Consider the following 17,643-nt stretch of genomic DNA (forward strand, 5'->3'; position numbering starts at 1 on the left):
ACTACTTTAGAGATCTCTACTCAGATTCATCAACGATACTAGTCAGATACCATTGATTATCAATATTTGAAAAAAGATGATGTACTATCTCACCATTGTCTTTATTGGTAAATACCACATCTTTTGAATCCATAGCTTTATCTAAAGTCTCTAATTTATTTTTTGAATGCTCCTTTTTCAATTTCAATAAATCGGTATGTCGCCAGTCGTTCTGTTGAATCGTTTTTTCATTTCTTTTCTCCTCATCAACTACTACAACTTTCAATGGAAACTTAATTCTACTTAGCTGAAATTTATCATCTTTACAAAAGTTCTTGAAAAACTTGTCAAAATTCTCTTCATTGTTTTCAATTTTATGGACAAAACCTGCTTCTATAAAAAAAGAGGTCATTAGTAACAAAACGGCAATTAATTTCATACGTTATGATTTTTGGGCTGGGTAATCAGAGCAATAACCCCAATACTTTTCTTAAAGTTTTCTATTGGTTCTTAAATAATGAAATTTATGGCAAATTATTAGAAATTATATTGAAATTGTTTCAGGGATATTCAAAACCAAATGTAATTTGCCTTACTTTATTCTCTCGAAGTCTGAATTCCATAAAATAGGCGAGCATGTAGTATCTTTTTACAAAAGCGTGTTTATCACTAAGATAATAGGTAAGAGTCATATCATTACCTTTCCGTTTCACTTTAAAATTCTTTCCTTTTGTATTGGTAACCTCTTCTAATGTACTACCTAATCCCAAACCTGACTCTGTCATGAAAATTGTTTCTTTACTGATTACTGCCAATTTTTTATTCAGTTTTTTATCGTCTTCAAAATAGCCGATTTCAAAACAGTCAAATGCATATTCATTACCACCTTCATACCTGTAAGCTATTAAATACTCCTCTTTCAGTTGGTCACTAAAAATCATTACCGGACTACTTCTAATAAAGTCGTGTGTTCTCTGCCTCTTTTTGTTAGGAAAAAATTTTAAAAAATAAGACTCATAATCTTCTAAAAACAGACATTTATTGATAGAGCTATCAGGCTTGAAAACTATAGGTTTGTCTACTAAAAGTCCATATAAAGATTCCGTTCCTGAATGACCATACTGTCCTTCAGTCATTTTAATTAGCAAAACAAAAATTAGTGTATAGATAGGCATTTCTTTAACTTTCAATACTAATAATCAAATCTAAAAAACAGTATTTTCAATGTAATTGTACTTATTACTCCAATTATGACTGCTATCAATTTATAAGGCTTATAACTCTTATAAAAGCCAAATGCCATTAAAACCAATAAATAACGCATTAAGAAACCAACAAAATCATATATCACAACGTCTTCAACTACTGCCATACCTGCATAACTGTTAATATCAATAACTTTAGTAAAAAGATACCTCAAAAGTGTAAATATTGATTCAAATTGTAATATCCATTTCAGGTATTTTTTTCCAACCAATAATGCAATTAAAAGTAGGGTGCTACTCATTAACCCGTATTCCCATCTGCGAATGATATAAAAGGTATCAAAATCAACAATATTCCATTGAAATAAAATATCCGATACACCAAAAGGCCCAGGACCCATGCTAGAAAAATTATCCAAATACCAATAGCAACCCATTAAAACATAGATAATCAAAACAAAAATTCTTATTTTAATTGATTGTTCGGTATGCTGCATAAATATAAAGTCTCTGTTAGGTTAAAATACATCTATTTACTCTGAAGCTTCAGAAGTCTGCAATCCTCTAATTTTAACGTATCATTAATCGGCGAATCTCCCTTAATTGCAACTCTGCAATAAATATCTTTTCCACTTTTAAAAAAAATAAAAAAAGTACGAATGCTTATCATTTAAATTGAATTTAATATGTCTGAACCTCGCACAAAGCGAATCTGCATAAATCAAACTCCAATCATTTTCACCATGCCTTTCAGGTATAATATTTACTTGTTTTGAAGCATCATAAATATTTTTTTCAGACTCAGTTCTTAGCTTTATTTTTACTTTATCTTCTATCCCAATTACCACTACCTTTATTTCATTGTTGTGACAAGAAATAAAACCAAACGCTAAAAGGAAGAATATATATACTTTCATTGATGTTATGATCATTTTATAGTCTCAGCCTTATTTCAGATTATCAACTACTTCTCAGCATACTTATAATCCTTAACTACCCACTCCCCTCCTTCTTTCTTCGTTAAGAATATAATCAAGTCGGCGTTTTCTTTTTTACCGTAGACTTTTGTTTCTATACGCACATTGGTCTGTCCGTCACGCTTGCTGATATTATATCTTGGTATTTTGCCCATTCTAACGATTTCACCTGTTTTCTGTTGTATGGCTTTGCTGCCAATAACAAAGGCTTCCATCAGGATATATTCCTGTTTCTGACGGATATATAATGCTATCAGATTAGTGCCTGACAGGTACAAAACCAAGAGAATTACAAAAATACCTGCAAACAATTCCGTGCTTCTCTTGATAGTTGTCTGCTCTGTTGATAGTACATCTGTTTTAAATAGCATATCGCCGATACGTTTCTCTAAAAGGAAGAAAATGAATACTTCCACAGGTAACAAAATCAGGCTGATATTACGCAGAATAAAACTAATTGCACTGCCAGATTTACTGTGCACAGTAAGCCCCATAAAATACTTACCCGGACTCTGTCCCTTTCTACTATCTTTGATAATCAGCAAGACAGTCATTAGTCCCAAGGCGGGATAAATCATTGTCTCAAAGCCGAGTTTCCAGACAAATATCCCTAAGTCCATCAGTAAGACTGCTGGTACTGTAGCAATGAGAAAATCTATCAGAAAGGCGTATATGCGTTTTTGTTGCATAAGTATAGTTCAGGCTATGACTTTATGCTCAAATATAGTTTAATTCATCAGTTTCAGGAAGTGTAAGGGCAAATAAAAAAGGCTCCGGAAATCCGAAACCTTTGTTTGCACTCTTCTATTTTAATTAATCCATATTAATCTCTAAGCTTTAATAAAAGAATATCATAAGCTCCGGCCCCAACTACTGAAGTATTATTGAAATGTATTGAATCATAAAAGTAACCCGTTACATACATATTACCATTAGGGTCAACTACCACGTCAGTTGGATAATCTTCACCTACCCCACCTGCACTCTGTGCCCATTCGACCATTCCATTTGGTTTAAACTTTGCAAAGAACATATCATTATTAGCAAAACTTTCAAGTAATGTTTTTCCTAGATTGATTACACCTCCAAAAAAACCTGAAGCATATATATTACCCTGGGCATCAAGTGCCAGACTTATAATATATTCATCTCGTTCTCCTCCATATCTTTTTACCCAAAGCAAGTTACCATTAACATTATACTGAGCTAGAAAGATATCATAATTACCTTCGCTTTCCAATGATATACTACCAAAACTGGCGATATCCTGAAAACCTCCACCCAACCATAGGCTCCCCTGGGCATCAATAGCAATATCATTAATGTAATCATTATTTGTTCCTCCGATTTGCTTTGCCCATACCCATGTATCATTGACATTGTTGTATTTACTAAAAAAAATATCAACGCCCCCTTTACTTGTCAGCGAAGTATTCCCAATGGTAATTGTGTTCTTAAAATTTCCAGTTAAATAAATGGCTCCACTGGCATCTATTCCAATACCCTTACTATTATCGGTTGATTGCCCACCAAATGTTTTTACCCAAGTATAGTCACCCTCAGCTGAATATTTAACAATAAAAACATCAGAATCTCCAAAACCTGATACTATTTTACTACCAAAAATGCTCCCTCCTTCATAATTCCCTGTTACATATACATTCCCACTTGCATCAGTCACCAAATCAACTCCTATGTCTTCATTTACACCTCCGGCTTTTCTTACCCATTCCAGTGTACCAATACTGCTATATTTAGCAATAAAAATGTCTTCTTTTCCGGTACTTATCAGACTGGTGTTATCAAAAGTAGCAGTTCCCTGAAAACTTCCTGTTACAAATACATTTCCGCTATTATCTACTGCTACACTATTACCCGTGTCGGATAATAAACCACCGGCTTTGCGAACCCACTGTGCAACTCCGGCTTTGTTATACTTGGCAAAAAAAATATCCGTACCCCCTTCGCTGGTATGGGAAATATTACCAAAACTGGCTGTACCTGAAAAATGACCGGTCAAATAGATGTTTCCATTAGCATCAAGAGCAATACCCTGGCCCATATCCCCTAATGAACCGCCCGCAGACCATGCGTTAACTCCTGCATAATCAGTGTCTTGGTTTGTTAGTAATTTTGCCCATTTTTTACCATCATAAAAACGCAAACACTTGTAGGTTAAATCAGTAGCCAAACTACCTATACCTGGAGATGGCAAGGCCATGATGGCATCATAACTCAGACTTGGAATATTACCAGCCATTGCAGGAGTTATTCCGCCCGGTAAAATAGTAACACTTTGTGCAAAACAACCCAAACCTAAAAAACATAGAGAAACAATTTTTAATAGCGATTTCATGAATTTTATATAAAATTTCTTCAAAATTACCTCCAAACCCAATGGCATTTTCATATTTCAGGCATTATCAATTTATAATTTTATCGGTTGGTACATACTTATTCTAAAGAGATGTCGGAGCTGTTTCAACATATGAGATAATAATAAATAACAAAGGTTTCAGACTTTCTAAAACCTTTGTTTACACTCTTCTACTTTAATTAATATTATTCTTTTGCCCTGACAACGAAAATATCAGTACCTGTTGTACTTGAAAATGAGCTACTACCAAACTTAAGCTCTCCATTAAACCTTCCAGTGATATATATTCCCATTAGCCTCCACATCCATACCATATACATCAATACTCGCTCTGCCTCCTATTTTTTGAACCCATTGGCTTGTGCCATTGGTATTTAGTTTAGCAATATATGCATTATTTGAACCATCGTTACTGAGCCAAGTACTACCAAAGTTAGTTAAGCCATAAAAGCCTCCGGTTATATAAATATTGTTTTCACTATCTAATCCTATTTTCATAACATGATCAGAATATTTTCCTCCTTCTCTTCTAACCCAATTATTATTTCCACTTGGATAGTATTCTGCAATATAAATATCATCGTCACCTTCGCTTATTATTGTTTTACCTTCAAACGTAGCCGTATTTTCAAACGTGCCTGTAATCAAAATCTTATCACCTGAAGCAATGATAATAGCTCTTCCAAAGTCACCTCCAGTCCCTCCTCCCCGTTTTGCCCATACCCATGTAGTATTTATTGGATTGTATTTGGCAATAAAAAGATCCGAACTTCCTGCACTAGTTAAGGAAGTATTTCCGAAATTCATGGTGCTATTAAAATTACCTATAATATACACACAACCAGTATTATCGACTGCAACGCCTTCAACAGAATCGTCACTTGTTCCCCCTGCACTCTTTACCCATTCCAAAACTCCGTCAGTATCATATTTAGCAATAAATACATCAGTGCTGCCTACACTTGTAATTGAGGTGTTGTTAAATGAAGCAACATTACTAAAATCACCTACCAGGTATACTTCTCCATTATTTCCAAGAAACAAACTTTTTCCGTTATCACTATTTACACCTCCGGCCTTCTGCACCCAAACAATTTCACCGTTAGTATCATATTTGGCAAGAAAAACATCTGATACTCCTCCACTAGTTAGTGATAGATTATTAAAATTGGTCGTACCAGTGAAATTCCCTGTCATATATATATTGCCACTCTCATCTACCTCTATTTCTTCGACAACATCATAGCCTGAGGCGCCTGCCTTTTTTAGCCATAAAAAGTTGCCATTTTTGTCATATTTTACCAAAAAAATATCGGCACCACCACTGTTTGAGATAGTCTGGTTACCGATAGTCAGATTCTGAAAAAAAATGCCTGTTAAATAAACATTTCCATTCGCGTCTGTTTTTATATCATACCCTCTTTCCATTTCTGAGCCCTTCTCTACCCAGGCTGCTGCAGCCACCGGACTTGAATCTTTATTGGTTAAGACTTTTGCCCAGCTACTCCCATCATAGTAACGCAAGCATTTGAATGTTAAATCATTAGCCAGACTACCAATACTTGGTGATGGCAAAGCCTCAATTTGCTCGTTAGTAAGTGATGGAATATTACCAGCCATTGCAGGAGTAATTCCTCCTGGTAGAATGGTTACACTTTGCGCTAAAGTGACCAAACTTAAAAAACAGAGACAAACAATTTTTAATAGCGATTTCATAAATTTCGTATAAGGTTTCATCAAAATTACCTTCAAATTATATGTCCTTTTCAAAATGCCTACATTATCAGTTCATAATCTTATTGGTTGGTACATTGTTTTTTTAAGGAAGCCAAACTGTTTATTTACCCAAAAGATTAAAAAATAAAGGCTTCAGAAATTCTGAAGCCTTTGATTACCCTTTTCTACTTTAATTAATCTATATTAATCTCTTACTCTTACAATAAAAACATCTAGATTGCCGGCACCACTTATCGGCATATTTCCAAAGCTTGTGTCATAATTAAAATAACCTGTCAGGTAAATATTTCCATTTGCCTGTACAGTTGCCCCTCCTAAAATTTCTTCTGTTGAACCTCCTAATCTTTGTGCCCATTGTATAGTATTATTTGATTTATATTTAGCAATAAATCCATCGATAGAATTTGCAAAGCCTGTTAAAGGAATACCTGAAAAATCTGCAATACCATAAAAATCTCCGATTAAATAAATATTGTCGTTGGCATCAATACCTAGATATTTTGGTGTTTCAGTACCAGTTCCACCTTCTTTTTTGAAAGATTGCTCCACGCCATTATTATTATATCTGGCAATAACAATATCAGATGGACCAGCACTTATAAAAGTGGTAGTTCCAAAAGTAGCAGTCCCCTCAAAAGTTCCAGCCACTATAATATCTCCTGTTACAGAAATAGCTAAAGCTTTTCCATAATCATTTCCTCCTCCTCCTCCCCTTTTTACCCATTCCCAAGCCGCAGTAGTTGTATTACACTTAGCAATAAACATATCAGCAAATCCACCACCCGTTATAGTAATATTACCAAAGTTGACTGTACCCTGAAAACTACCTGTCATATAGATATTTTCATCCATATCAATGGCAATCTTTCCACATTTATCAGAATTTGGGCCTCCTGCTCTTCGTACCCATTGTATATCACCGGTACTTGCATATTTAGCTAAAAAAATATCATCAAGCCCTTCACTTACCACTGAAATATTATTAAATGTAGCTGTATTTCTAAAATATCCTCCTACATATACGTTTCCGTTAGCATCTGTAACTAAGCTACTAATTAAATCTGGTTGGTTACCTCCTCCTTTTTGTACCCATTGAAACACCCCGTTAGTACTATATTTAGCTACAAAAAAATCCTGATTTCCTGCACTTGTTAAAGTAGTATTGCCTATACTTGTTGAATTATAAAAATAGCCTGCTATAAATACATTTCCGTTTGCATCCACTGTTATGCCATAAGTACCCTCAGCGTCTGATTGCCCCTCTTTTTTCGCCCAAAGCAGTTCTCCATTTTTATTATATTTGGCAATAAAAATGTCAGTTTGTCCGCCATCGGTAAAGGTAGTATTACCAATTGTAATGGTATTATCAAAAGTTCCGGTTACATAGATATTCCCAAAACTATCTACAGCTATAGCTTCTCCTCTGTCATTACCTATACCACCTTCCGACCAGGCTTTAACAGAAGGCATATTGCTATCTGTTTCGGTTAATAATTTTACCCATTTTTTGCCATTATAAAAACGCAGACAATCAAAAGTCAGATCAATAGCCATATTACCTTTTTGAGGAGCTGGTAATGCCAGAATATCCTCATAACTCAGGCTAGGCCAACTACTCCCGGCAGGCGTAATACCACTGGGTAGAATAGTAACATTCTGTGCTAAACTGCACAAACTCAGTAAACAAAAACAAACAGCTTGTAATAGAGATTTCATAAGTTTAGAAAAGATTTTATTAAAAAACTCATCAAAACTATGGTGAGTTTTTGCCCCATTTCTAAAATCTTTGAATTATCATTTCATAATTTTATCGGTTGGTACATAAGAGTTTAAGGCATTAGAAGAGAATTTTATCGGATGGTAAATAGATGGATAAATGCTAATATATTGGCTGGTTGTTTAATAATCCTATTATTTAATAATTGTCCAAAATTCGTTAAAAAATATACGCATTTTTGTATACAGTAGTCCGCACTTTTTTGTTTATGAATACGTTATTTTGCACAAAAAACATTACTTTTGCAGAAAAAATCCGCTTCAGACAGAAGCGCATTTCACAATCTATGAATATCGAATCATCATTAAAGTCTGCTATCAAGCAAGCCTTATCAGCGCTATTTCAAGTTGAAGAAGAAGTAGTTTTACAACCTACCAAGAGTGATTTTGAAGGAAACTATACCTATGTGGTTTTTCCTTTAGTAAAACAACTCCGAAAAAGTCCGGCTGATATTGCCAATGCCATTGCAGATTATCTAAAAACCAACACAAATTATATTAAGAGTTATAATGTAGTTCAGGGCTTTCTGAACCTGGTTTTGGCCGATGAAGTATGGTTTAATACATTAAACGGTATTCTAGCCGAAGAAAGCTTCGGTGTTTTACCTAAGAATAACCAATCAGTAATGGTTGAGTATTCATCGCCTAATACTAATAAACCACTGCACTTAGGACACTTAAGAAATAATTTTTTAGGGTTTTCGGTATCTAGAATATTAGAAGCTAATGGCTACGATGTAGTAAAAACCTGTCTGGTAAATGACCGTGGGGTACACATCTGTAAGTCTATGTGGGCTTATCAGCAATTTGGTAATGGCGAAACGCCCGAGTCATCTGGCTTAAAAGGTGACCATCTGGCTGGTAAATACTATGTTATTTTCGACAAGCATTATAAAGTTGAGATTGAAGCCTTGGTGAAAGGCGGTTTGAGCGAAGAAGAAGCCAAGAAAAATGCGCCGGCCATGAAAGCCGTACAAGAAATGCTGATTAAATGGGAACAAGGTGATGAAGAAACAATAGCGCTATGGCGTAAAATGAACGACTGGGTATTTGCAGGATTCAACGAAACTTACCAAAAAATCGGTGTATCGTTTGATAAAACCTATTATGAATCAAATACCTATCTATTAGGGAAAGATATTGTAGAAGAAGGTTTAGCTTATGGCGTTTTCTTCAAAAAAGATAATGGTAGCGTATGGATTGATTTGAAAGAAGAAGGACTTGATGAGAAACTGGTGCTTCGTGCGGACGGTACTTCGGTATATATTACACAGGATTTAGGTACCACCGATTTAAAGTTTAAAGACTATAATATCAGCAAAGCTATCTGGGTAGTAGGTAATGAACAGGATTACCACTTTGAGGTACTTTTTGCTATCATGAAAAAACTGGGTCGCAATTATGCAGATGGTTGTTATCACCTGAGCTACGGAATGGTGGAATTACCTCAAGGCAAAATGAAATCTCGTGAAGGTACTGTAGTAGATGCGGATGATCTGGTAGCTGAAATGATAGAAACAGCCGAAGTGACAACCCGTGAGCGTGGCAAGATTGATGATTTTACGAAAGAAGAAGCTGATGCCTTATTCCGGATGATTGCCTTAGGTGCTTTGAAATACTTTTTATTAAAGGTGGATCCGAAGAAAAAAATGCTATTTAACCCGGCAGATTCAATTAGTTTTGAAGGGAATACAGGGCCATTTATTCAGTATACCCATGCACGTATCTGTTCTATTTTACGTAAAGCTGCTTCTCAGGGTTTAGAAGCAAGTAGTAAGGTAAAGGTTGTTGATATTAATAAATATGAGTCCGATTTAATTTTCGTTTTAAATGATTATCCGAATGCAGTTAAGAAAGCAGGTGAAGAGTATGAACCATCCGCAATTGCCAATTATGTTTATGAACTAGCTAAATCCGGTAATCAATTCCTACAAAACGTATATGTTATGCATGAAGAAGACCTTGGTAAAAAATTATTCCGTCTGGCATTAATAAAATCGGTTTCGGAAACAATTCGCAAAGCAACTGCGTTATTAGGCATAGAAGTACCGAACCGAATGTAATACCTAAATCTTTCAATCCGTTCTAAATAATTCAAACCAATGAAAAAGACACTCATTTTAGCATCATTAGCCCTTATCACTATTGTCGGAGTTATGAGTTTCCGTACTATCAGTAATATTTACTCTAGTAAGGGACTAGGACGTCCGGCATCAGCGGAGGCAAAAGGTTCGTTTTATGATTATTCGTTGAAATCGCTTGATGGCAAACAAACCATCGATTTTAGCAAATATAAAGGCAAAAAAGTTGTGGTATTGAACGTAGCATCTAAATGTGGATTTACACCACAATATGCCGACTGGCAGGCTTTTCATAAACAATATGGTGACAAGATTGTGGTTTTGGGTATTCCGGCCAACAACTTTAAATCTCAAGAACCGGGTTCTAACGAAGAAATCGCTACTTTCTGCGAAAAGAACTATGGCGTAACATTCCAGATGCTAGAGAAAGTGAGTGTTTTGGGAGAAGACCAACACCCATTGTACAAATGGTTGAGCCACAAAGATTTGAACGGATGGAATGATAGCGCACCAACCTGGAATTTCTGTAAATATGTAATCAACGAAAAAGGTGAATTGACTAATTTCTTCAACTCTAAAGTAACTCCTGCTAACGAAGAGTTTAAGAAAGCCGTTGGAATTTAATAATATTGCAACACATTTGTGTAATTTTGCAACAGCGTGAATGTTCTTTCACGCTGTTGTCATTTTATATGCTTGTATCATGAAAAACTGGCTCTCTGCTGCCCGCCCCCGAACATTACCTTTATCACTGTCAAGTATTCTGATGGGCAGTTTTCTGGCTGCTTCTGCCGGACAATTCAACTGGCTTATTTTCGCTTTCTGTTGCCTCACTACCATAGCCTTGCAAGTACTCTCAAACTTCGCCAATGATTATGGCGATACCCAGAATGGTGCAGATTTAGCCGGACGTGTTGGTCCGCAAAGAGCGGTGCAATCTGGGGCTATTACACCCAAGCAAATGCTTAACGGCATTATAGTATTGGCTATCATCTGTTTGGGTTTTGGCATATCACTTTTATATTTTGCGTTCAGAGGTGCATCTGCCAATCAATTCTGGGGCTTTTTGGGGCTTGGTTTACTTTGTATGCTAGCTGCTTATACCTATACTGCAGGCAAAAAGCCTTATGGTTACGCAGGCTTAGGGGACATATCTGTATTAATATTTTTTGGATTGGTTGGCGTATTGGGCAGTAATTATTTATATACCAAAACTTTCGATTGGGTTAATCTTCTTCCTGCCTTAAGCTGTGGTTTCTTTGCCACTGGGGTATTAAACATCAATAATATCAGAGATATTGAGTCTGATACCCGTGCGGGTAAAAAGACTATTCCTGCCCGTTTAGGACGGGAAACTGCCATCAAATATCATTGGTTTCTGTTGATTGCAGGCATGGTTAGTATATTAATTTTCAGCCTTTTAAAAGAGCAATATGCCATTCTTTATGTGCTTTGTTTCCCGTTGTTCTTCATTAATGGTATTAAGGTATCAAAACTTCCAAATCCAGACCCAATGTTGAAGCAAATGTCTCTTTCTACTCTGGCATTTGTGTTATTATTTGGTATTGGGCAGTTGCTTTTGTAAGAAATTGAACCTTTACCGGATTATATGAAGAAAGCTGCCTCAAAAGGGCAGCTTCTTTTAGATTAAAACCTCAAAAATAAACTATTTACTTGCAACCTGAATTTTAGATGCTAAAAATTTCTTTTCGTTAGCTCTGATTTTTACCAATACACGTCTGTTTTTGCGACGACCCTCTGGTGTTTCATTGCTTTCTACCGGTCGAGTAGCTCCATATCCGGCAATTGCCAGCCTATCTGATACTAATCCCTGCGATTTCATATATAAGGCTACTGATTTGGCTCGGTTTTCTGACAATTTCTTGTTTTTCAACTGATTACCACTACTATCAGCATGTCCTTCAATAAATACCTCTGTATAAGGATATCGATTTAAAACACCTGATACCTCATTCAATAAATTCTTGGCATCAGGTGTCAGTTGCTCTGAGTTTGACTCAAAGTAAAAATCCGGTTGAAAGGTAATATTAATCCCTTCTCCTGTTCGGAAAACCTCTGCTTTACCTGTAGTAGCGCTGACTAAATCAGTAGATAGTTTGTCAAGCATCTTGGCAATTTTTGAAGCTGCATCTGCTGCTTCCGGGTCTTTTTTACGACCACTCGCTGTGTCTTGTGAAGTTTTTTTGGCTGAATTGCATGAGGCGAATAACACTATAACAATAGCCACGCCTGACAAAAGACGGAGTACTTTCATGATTTTAGGAAATTTTTAGCAACGTAAGTAAGGAGTTCTGCACTGGGCAAAACTTAAATTAAAGTAAAATTGCTAAAAAACAATTGAAAATTGCAAGTATTTACCGATAAAATTTAAGTTTTGCTGATTAAGTGGTATTCTTAACAAATTCTTTTCAGAAAATTCATTGAGTAAAGCCCTTTAAAATTTATCTTTGTTGTTCAAATTATGTTCAATCGCATCGTAATTACTTCCTCCAAAACGCTTAAACTCTCTATGAAAAACCGTTTTTTCTCCTTATGCTTCCTAATAGCAGTTTTATGTGTGTCTCAAACTTATGCACAGCAGACTGCCTCTGAGTATTTTGATATTGGTGTCAACAAAAGTAAAGCCGGCGACTTTGTAGGTGCTTCCCAAGCCTATAGCACAGCTATCGCTATGAATCCAGACAATCCAAGCAGCTATTTCAACCGTGGGTTGGCTAAACAACAACTAAAAGACCACCGTGGGGCAATTCTTGATTTTGATAAAACTATTGATCTTGACCCTAAAAATTCTTTAGCCTATCTATATCGGGGCAAAAGTAAAGGTGAACAGGATGACCATAGATCCGCCTTACAAGATTATAATCGTACCATTGAATTGAGTCCTGAAGATGCCCTTGCTTATTTGGCTAGAGGCACCACTAGAGCCAAACTATTGGATTACCGCCGTGCTATTCAGGATTTCAGCAAAGTGATTGAAGTAAATACAGAAGATATCAATAAATTTCAGGCATATTATTCTCGTGGCGCCTGCAAATCACGTTTAGAAGATTTTCAAGGCAGTATTGCTGATTTTACTAAGGCAATCGACATGAACCCTAAGCGTTCACAGACTTTTGCCAGCCGTGGTTTCAGCCGTTTGCGGATCAATGACTTTACAGGAGCCATTAAAGATTTTGATGAAGCTATTAAACTGAATCCTGAAGATGGTGAGTCATTATACAACCGTGGTTTCAGCAAAACTAAAATTGACGATTTCAGAGGAGCCATTAGTGATTACGACAAAGCCATTGTACTTGACCCACAAAATGTAAGAGCTTTCTATGGACGTGGTTTTGCTAACAGTAAATTAAATAACCAGAAAGATGCTATTAATGACCTGACTAAAGCTATCGAAATCAATAATGTAAATATTGATTCGAAAGTAGTTTATAGCGGACGTATCAATAAAAACATCCTAGATGAATTGCGTAATGTAGTTCAGGAAAAAGGTAAAATCAATGAGTTTTCAGACGACCGCTCCGAAGCTTATTATAGCCGTAGTGTAGCCAAATTCAAAAATGGTGATGCTAAGGGGGCTATTACAGATTTGAACAAATCAATTGAATTGAACCCTACATATGCCGAAGCTTATTTCTATCGTGGGTTTGTACGCTCATCAACTGGTGCACAAAAGGAAGCCTTACAAGATTGTTCAAACGCTATTAAATTAAATCCTAAATATAGCGAAGCTTTCTATGTAAGAGGAATCATCAAACACGCTTTAGGCGATGAAAACGGTGGCTGCTACGATTTAAGCCGTGCCGGAGAATTAGGATATTCAGCCGCTTACAATGTAATACGCGAATATTGTAACTAAGATTTTTTGCTTATTAAAGTATCATTTAGCCCTGCCTTTTGGTGGGGCTTTTAATTTTGAAGGCTTTTTCAAATGATTCTTTAACAGAAATCATATTAATCACAGAAATTTACTGTATAATTGATTATTAAATGTTAAGCTACCCAAAATGACTAAATATTTACTGCCTGTTACTTTTCCTTCAAAATTCCATAAAACTATTTTTACCTGGCACTACGGAATCCTTTTATGCCTGTTATTTTTTATTTCAGTTCGAGGTTTTCCCCAGCAGGAACAACTGATTCAGAAAGAATTCTTTTTTAAACGAACTTTCTTATCGATTTATTGAGGGTGTAGGCAAGATGAACCAGAAAATCATCTACTCTGGAATTAATATTAATGACTAAGGTTCCTTTAAACCATCAAATGTTTGGATATCTGATGGAAATGGCGAAAAGACTAAACTTCTGAAAGACTCCCTCTCAAGTGATTAAATAATATTACTTACACTACAAATTTCTTTAGCTTTCAGATTTATCTACTGATATTCTGAATAAAGCCCACGAGCATACTTCTATTCACTCGTAAAGCCATTCTCCGATTTTAAAAAGGAATAATATTAGTTGGTTAAAAAATAAACTGATACCGTTTGATAATTTCATGCAATTTTAGTAGTATTGTTATCAAATAACTTTTCTATGACTAAATACCTGCTTAAAACTGTTGTTCCCTTCAATCGGAAAAGCATTGGTTAATGCATGCCGTATTGAACCTATGGGTCGTTAGTCTCTCCCACTTCTTATAAACTCAAATCTATTTTCTTGCTACATGGCACAGAATAGATATGCCTTTTTATACCTGATTTTTACCTAAAACACTTTTACTATGACTACTCCTTTACCTAATCCCGTTATTTTTCTTAACAAAAGAACAATGGTATATGCCAACGAAATAACATTGGTGGAAGCCGATGTTAATTATATCAAAATTCATTTTGAAGAAAAAGCACCTTTAATGATAGCTGTTACTCTTAAAAAAATTGAGTCATTATTTGAAGAGCATGGGTTTCTTCGCATTCACAAGAAATTCCTTATCAACCTCAGCTATGCCAATTCCGCTCTTTTAAAAAACGAAACTATTAATTTCCCGGGTAATGTATCAATAAAAGTTTCCCGTAGAAAAAGGAGTACTTTAAGGAAGAATTTAAAGAAACAAAAGTAAATGCAAGAATCAGTGAATAATAGGTTAATTCTGTATCCGAAATTTAACCTATTATTTACCTTGAATCTGTTAAACTCTCTCTCTTTAAATATCTTTATTCGTAAAGCTGAATAAGTATTGTTTCTTCAGCAATTAGTAGTATATTTACTGCTATTGTGACTTAACACACTTATGCTATGACTCAGCTTCCGACCAGTTCAATGGTCTTTTTCAACAAAAAAACAAAAGTTTGTATCAACGAGATATTACTTCTGGAGGGGAACATTAATTATACTATTGTTCATTTGAAAGAAAAAAGTCCTTTATTAATTGCCCTTACATTAAAGAAAGTAGAGTCTTTATTGAAAGACCATGGTTTTATGCGTATCCATAAAAGTTTCTTATTGAATATGAGCTATGCAGACAGTTCTTTATTAACTAATAATCAGATCCTGTCTCAAAAGAATATTGCTATTAAAATTTCTCGCAGAAAGAGGAATGAACTAAAAGAGCGTTTATCAGCGGCGTAGATATTATATATAAGAAAGCAGCCTGTTAATTCCAACCGGCTGCTTTCTTATGTATAGCATTATATCTTTATAACTCAATCAGAGTTTCTGAATCACATTGATAGATAAATTGAACGTTTTCTGCCAATTCAGCTTCTGAAAGCTTCTTCATTTGTGTATCAAAGCTTCCCGCATACTTCTTGGTAATGCTTTTAGCTTTCTCTATTATCTCAATAATAAACGGGTGTTTTGGTTTACCAATCGCTTGTCCAAAATCCTGAATATCAGCCTTAAACATCAAGTTAACAGGAATCCTATACATCTGTCCGTTACGAGCAGCACATACAGGTACTGGTTCATAAACAGGTGAAGACGAATACTCTCCCATTTTCTTTTGCGCTATTTTGTATTGGTCGTCAGACTCACCAAACACAACGGCTACTTTCTTACGAGTACTATTAGTACGTTCATTAATCATCCCATCCAGTCTTTCTAAAAGTTGACGGAATTGCACGGTATTTTTACCACTTCTGATACGCTCGCGGATAGACTGACGAATAAAATAAGTAATCGATTGGGTGACTGTCAATCCTATCTCAGCCATTTGTTTAAATATCAAAGACGATGGCGACATACCGGGAATGGTATTTGGATCGTGTAATAATACCCTGCTATCAGGCGTAAGGAAACCGTCAATGCGAGTTACCACACAAAAGCCCAGTGTAGTGAAAGTCTTCAATAAGCTTTCATGTATTTTATGCAGATTCTCAAGACTGGTATCAACCGGAATCCGCTTTTTGGTCACGTTTGATTTGTATTTAGACTTAAAGTCGAAAGTTTGTATCTCTCCGTAAATTTCGGTCGGTGGTAAGGCTATGGCTTTACCATCATCCTGCTGAATAACCCCGCATGAAAACTCCTGCCCCACTACAAATTCTTCAATCATCACATAGTCTTCTGCATGAGCAGATACGACTGTTACGGTTTCAGAAGTAAATAAAACAGCGTCCAGTTCCTCCATTAAGTCGGCAGGGTGAGCTAGTATTTTACCATTCACCATCACTGGAAAACCAATACCCTCATCCAAATTCGAAGTCTTCTCCATCATGTGGCGTTTCTGGCGCTCGGTCATTTTCTCCCATTCACTTTTCTTGAAAGTTACTTCAAAAAAGCATTGGTTGACCGCCCGTGTAAACTCCTCTAAACTTCTTTTTCTGACGATAGCTACCCCAATAGAAGAACCCTGATGTGGTGCTTTTACGACAAATGGGAAGCCTATATTATTAATCAAATCTGTAAACAATTTTGAGCGGTCGGCCACTGTCCATTCTTCACGGGTAAAAGTCACTGACTTTTTCTTCTGACCCGTTACTAAGGAAATCAGTTTGTTTTGCATCGGTTTGTCAATACCTACTGCAGAACCCATCAGACCCGGGCCCATATAAGGGATACCATACCATTCTAATAAACCTTGCACACTGCCATCTTCAGCCTGTGGGCCATGCATAATAGTAAAAGCGAAATCCATAATCTGAGGAAAATCAGTTGGTTGAACCTGCTTTCCTACTTTATAAATGAGCTTGTAGAGTTGGGTTTCATTCAGCTCTCCTAAGGATTCGATATACACCCTGAACCCGCGATTGAGATTTTTTGATGGAAAAAAGTCACGAATAGATTCTTCGTAGAGCAGTTCGGGGTTAATTTGAATAAAATGCCCCAAGCTATCTACAAATATCGGAACAGGTTCAAATAAAGCCTTGTCGATGTGCTCAAAGGCTGTTTTCCCCCCTAAGTATGATATTTCTCTCTCTCTGGCTTGTCCACCAAAGAAAATCCCGACTCTGATCTTGTTTACCATTATGTAAGATAGCTGATAGTTTATTGTGCGTAGTATGCGAAAACTAATTTGCGTGCAAGATAAATAAAAAAGCCACTTGTAGATACAA

The 17,643-nt window shown here is 35.9% G+C and carries 16 protein-coding genes; 6 read left to right on the top strand and 10 right to left on the bottom strand.

The features are described from left to right. Window positions 1–16: 16 nt before the first annotated feature. The 8 genes from D0T08_RS01260 to D0T08_RS01295 form a co-directional block, all read right to left on the bottom strand. Entirely contained in the window at window positions 17–418 is a 402-nt protein-coding gene (locus tag D0T08_RS01260) for a DUF4348 domain-containing protein (RefSeq protein ID WP_116980751.1), read from the bottom strand. Between the two features lie 121 nt (window positions 419–539). Further along, a complete protein-coding gene (locus D0T08_RS01265; RefSeq protein ID WP_116980752.1) occupies window positions 540–1,154 on the bottom strand; it encodes a hypothetical protein in 615 nt (204 codons plus the stop codon). A 17-nt stretch (window positions 1,155–1,171) separates the two neighbouring features. Further along, window positions 1,172–1,681, bottom strand: a complete 510-nt coding sequence (locus tag D0T08_RS01270; RefSeq protein WP_116980753.1) for a hypothetical protein — start codon at window positions 1,679–1,681, stop codon at window positions 1,172–1,174. A 138-nt stretch (window positions 1,682–1,819) separates the two neighbouring features. After that, the gene (locus D0T08_RS01275) at window positions 1,820–2,101 is read right to left on the bottom strand and encodes a hypothetical protein (RefSeq protein ID WP_147322683.1); all 282 of its coding nucleotides are present in this window, start codon (window positions 2,099–2,101) and stop codon (window positions 1,820–1,822) included. A 47-nt stretch (window positions 2,102–2,148) separates the two neighbouring features. After that, complete coding sequence (locus D0T08_RS01280; RefSeq protein ID WP_116980755.1) at window positions 2,149–2,850, bottom strand: RDD family protein; 702 nt, start codon at window positions 2,848–2,850, stop codon at window positions 2,149–2,151. 134 nt (window positions 2,851–2,984) lie between these two features. Then, window positions 2,985–4,517 (bottom strand): SBBP repeat-containing protein, encoded by a 1,533-nt coding sequence (locus D0T08_RS01285; RefSeq protein ID WP_158561167.1) that lies wholly within the window; start codon window positions 4,515–4,517, stop codon window positions 2,985–2,987. A 285-nt stretch (window positions 4,518–4,802) separates the two neighbouring features. Next, window positions 4,803–6,254: a hypothetical protein gene (locus D0T08_RS01290; RefSeq protein ID WP_147322684.1), complete on the bottom strand. Its 1,452-nt coding sequence runs from the start codon at window positions 6,252–6,254 to the stop codon at window positions 4,803–4,805. 204 nt (window positions 6,255–6,458) lie between these two features. Then, a complete protein-coding gene (locus tag D0T08_RS01295) occupies window positions 6,459–7,991 on the bottom strand; it encodes an SBBP repeat-containing protein (protein ID WP_116980758.1) in 1,533 nt (510 codons plus the stop codon). Between the two features lie 347 nt (window positions 7,992–8,338). Between D0T08_RS01295 and argS the strand changes: the two genes are divergently transcribed. The 3 genes from argS to D0T08_RS01310 all read left to right on the top strand — a co-directional run bounded on the left by argS (window position 8,339) and on the right by D0T08_RS01310 (window position 11,717). After that, on the top strand, window positions 8,339–10,114 hold the full coding sequence (argS, locus tag D0T08_RS01300) for an arginine--tRNA ligase (protein WP_116981473.1): 1,776 nt from the start codon (window positions 8,339–8,341) through the stop codon (window positions 10,112–10,114). Window positions 10,115–10,153: 39 nt separating this feature from the next. Continuing rightward, window positions 10,154–10,756, top strand: coding sequence for a glutathione peroxidase (locus tag D0T08_RS01305; protein WP_116980759.1), 603 nt, complete (start codon window positions 10,154–10,156; stop codon window positions 10,754–10,756). A 79-nt stretch (window positions 10,757–10,835) separates the two neighbouring features. Beyond that, window positions 10,836–11,717, top strand: coding sequence for a 1,4-dihydroxy-2-naphthoate polyprenyltransferase (locus D0T08_RS01310; RefSeq protein WP_116981474.1), 882 nt, complete (start codon window positions 10,836–10,838; stop codon window positions 11,715–11,717). A gap of 81 nt (window positions 11,718–11,798) precedes the next feature. On the opposite strand, the gene D0T08_RS01315 is transcribed toward D0T08_RS01310, so the two are convergent. Next, a complete protein-coding gene (locus D0T08_RS01315) occupies window positions 11,799–12,407 on the bottom strand; it encodes an OmpA family protein (RefSeq protein WP_116980760.1) in 609 nt (202 codons plus the stop codon). Between the two features lie 255 nt (window positions 12,408–12,662). Here D0T08_RS01315 and D0T08_RS01320 point away from each other — a divergent pair, with 255 nt between their 5' ends. The 3 genes from D0T08_RS01320 (at window position 12,663) to D0T08_RS01335 (ending at window position 15,718) form a co-directional block, all read left to right on the top strand. Beyond that, window positions 12,663–14,009, top strand: a complete 1,347-nt coding sequence (locus D0T08_RS01320) for a tetratricopeptide repeat protein (protein ID WP_116980761.1) — start codon at window positions 12,663–12,665, stop codon at window positions 14,007–14,009. An 864-nt stretch (window positions 14,010–14,873) separates the two neighbouring features. Further along, on the top strand, window positions 14,874–15,209 hold the full coding sequence (locus D0T08_RS01330) for a LytTR family DNA-binding domain-containing protein (RefSeq protein ID WP_116980763.1): 336 nt from the start codon (window positions 14,874–14,876) through the stop codon (window positions 15,207–15,209). A gap of 176 nt (window positions 15,210–15,385) precedes the next feature. After that, window positions 15,386–15,718 (top strand): LytTR family DNA-binding domain-containing protein, encoded by a 333-nt coding sequence (locus D0T08_RS01335; protein WP_116980764.1) that lies wholly within the window; start codon window positions 15,386–15,388, stop codon window positions 15,716–15,718. A gap of 67 nt (window positions 15,719–15,785) precedes the next feature. On the opposite strand, the gene D0T08_RS01340 is transcribed toward D0T08_RS01335, so the two are convergent. Next, the gene (locus tag D0T08_RS01340) at window positions 15,786–17,555 is read right to left on the bottom strand and encodes a D-alanine--D-alanine ligase (protein ID WP_116980765.1); all 1,770 of its coding nucleotides are present in this window, start codon (window positions 17,553–17,555) and stop codon (window positions 15,786–15,788) included. Window positions 17,556–17,643: the final 88 nt, after the last annotated feature.

The organism is Emticicia sp. C21, from assembly GCF_003418935.1.
Lineage (GTDB): Bacteria > Bacteroidota > Bacteroidia > Cytophagales > Spirosomataceae > Emticicia.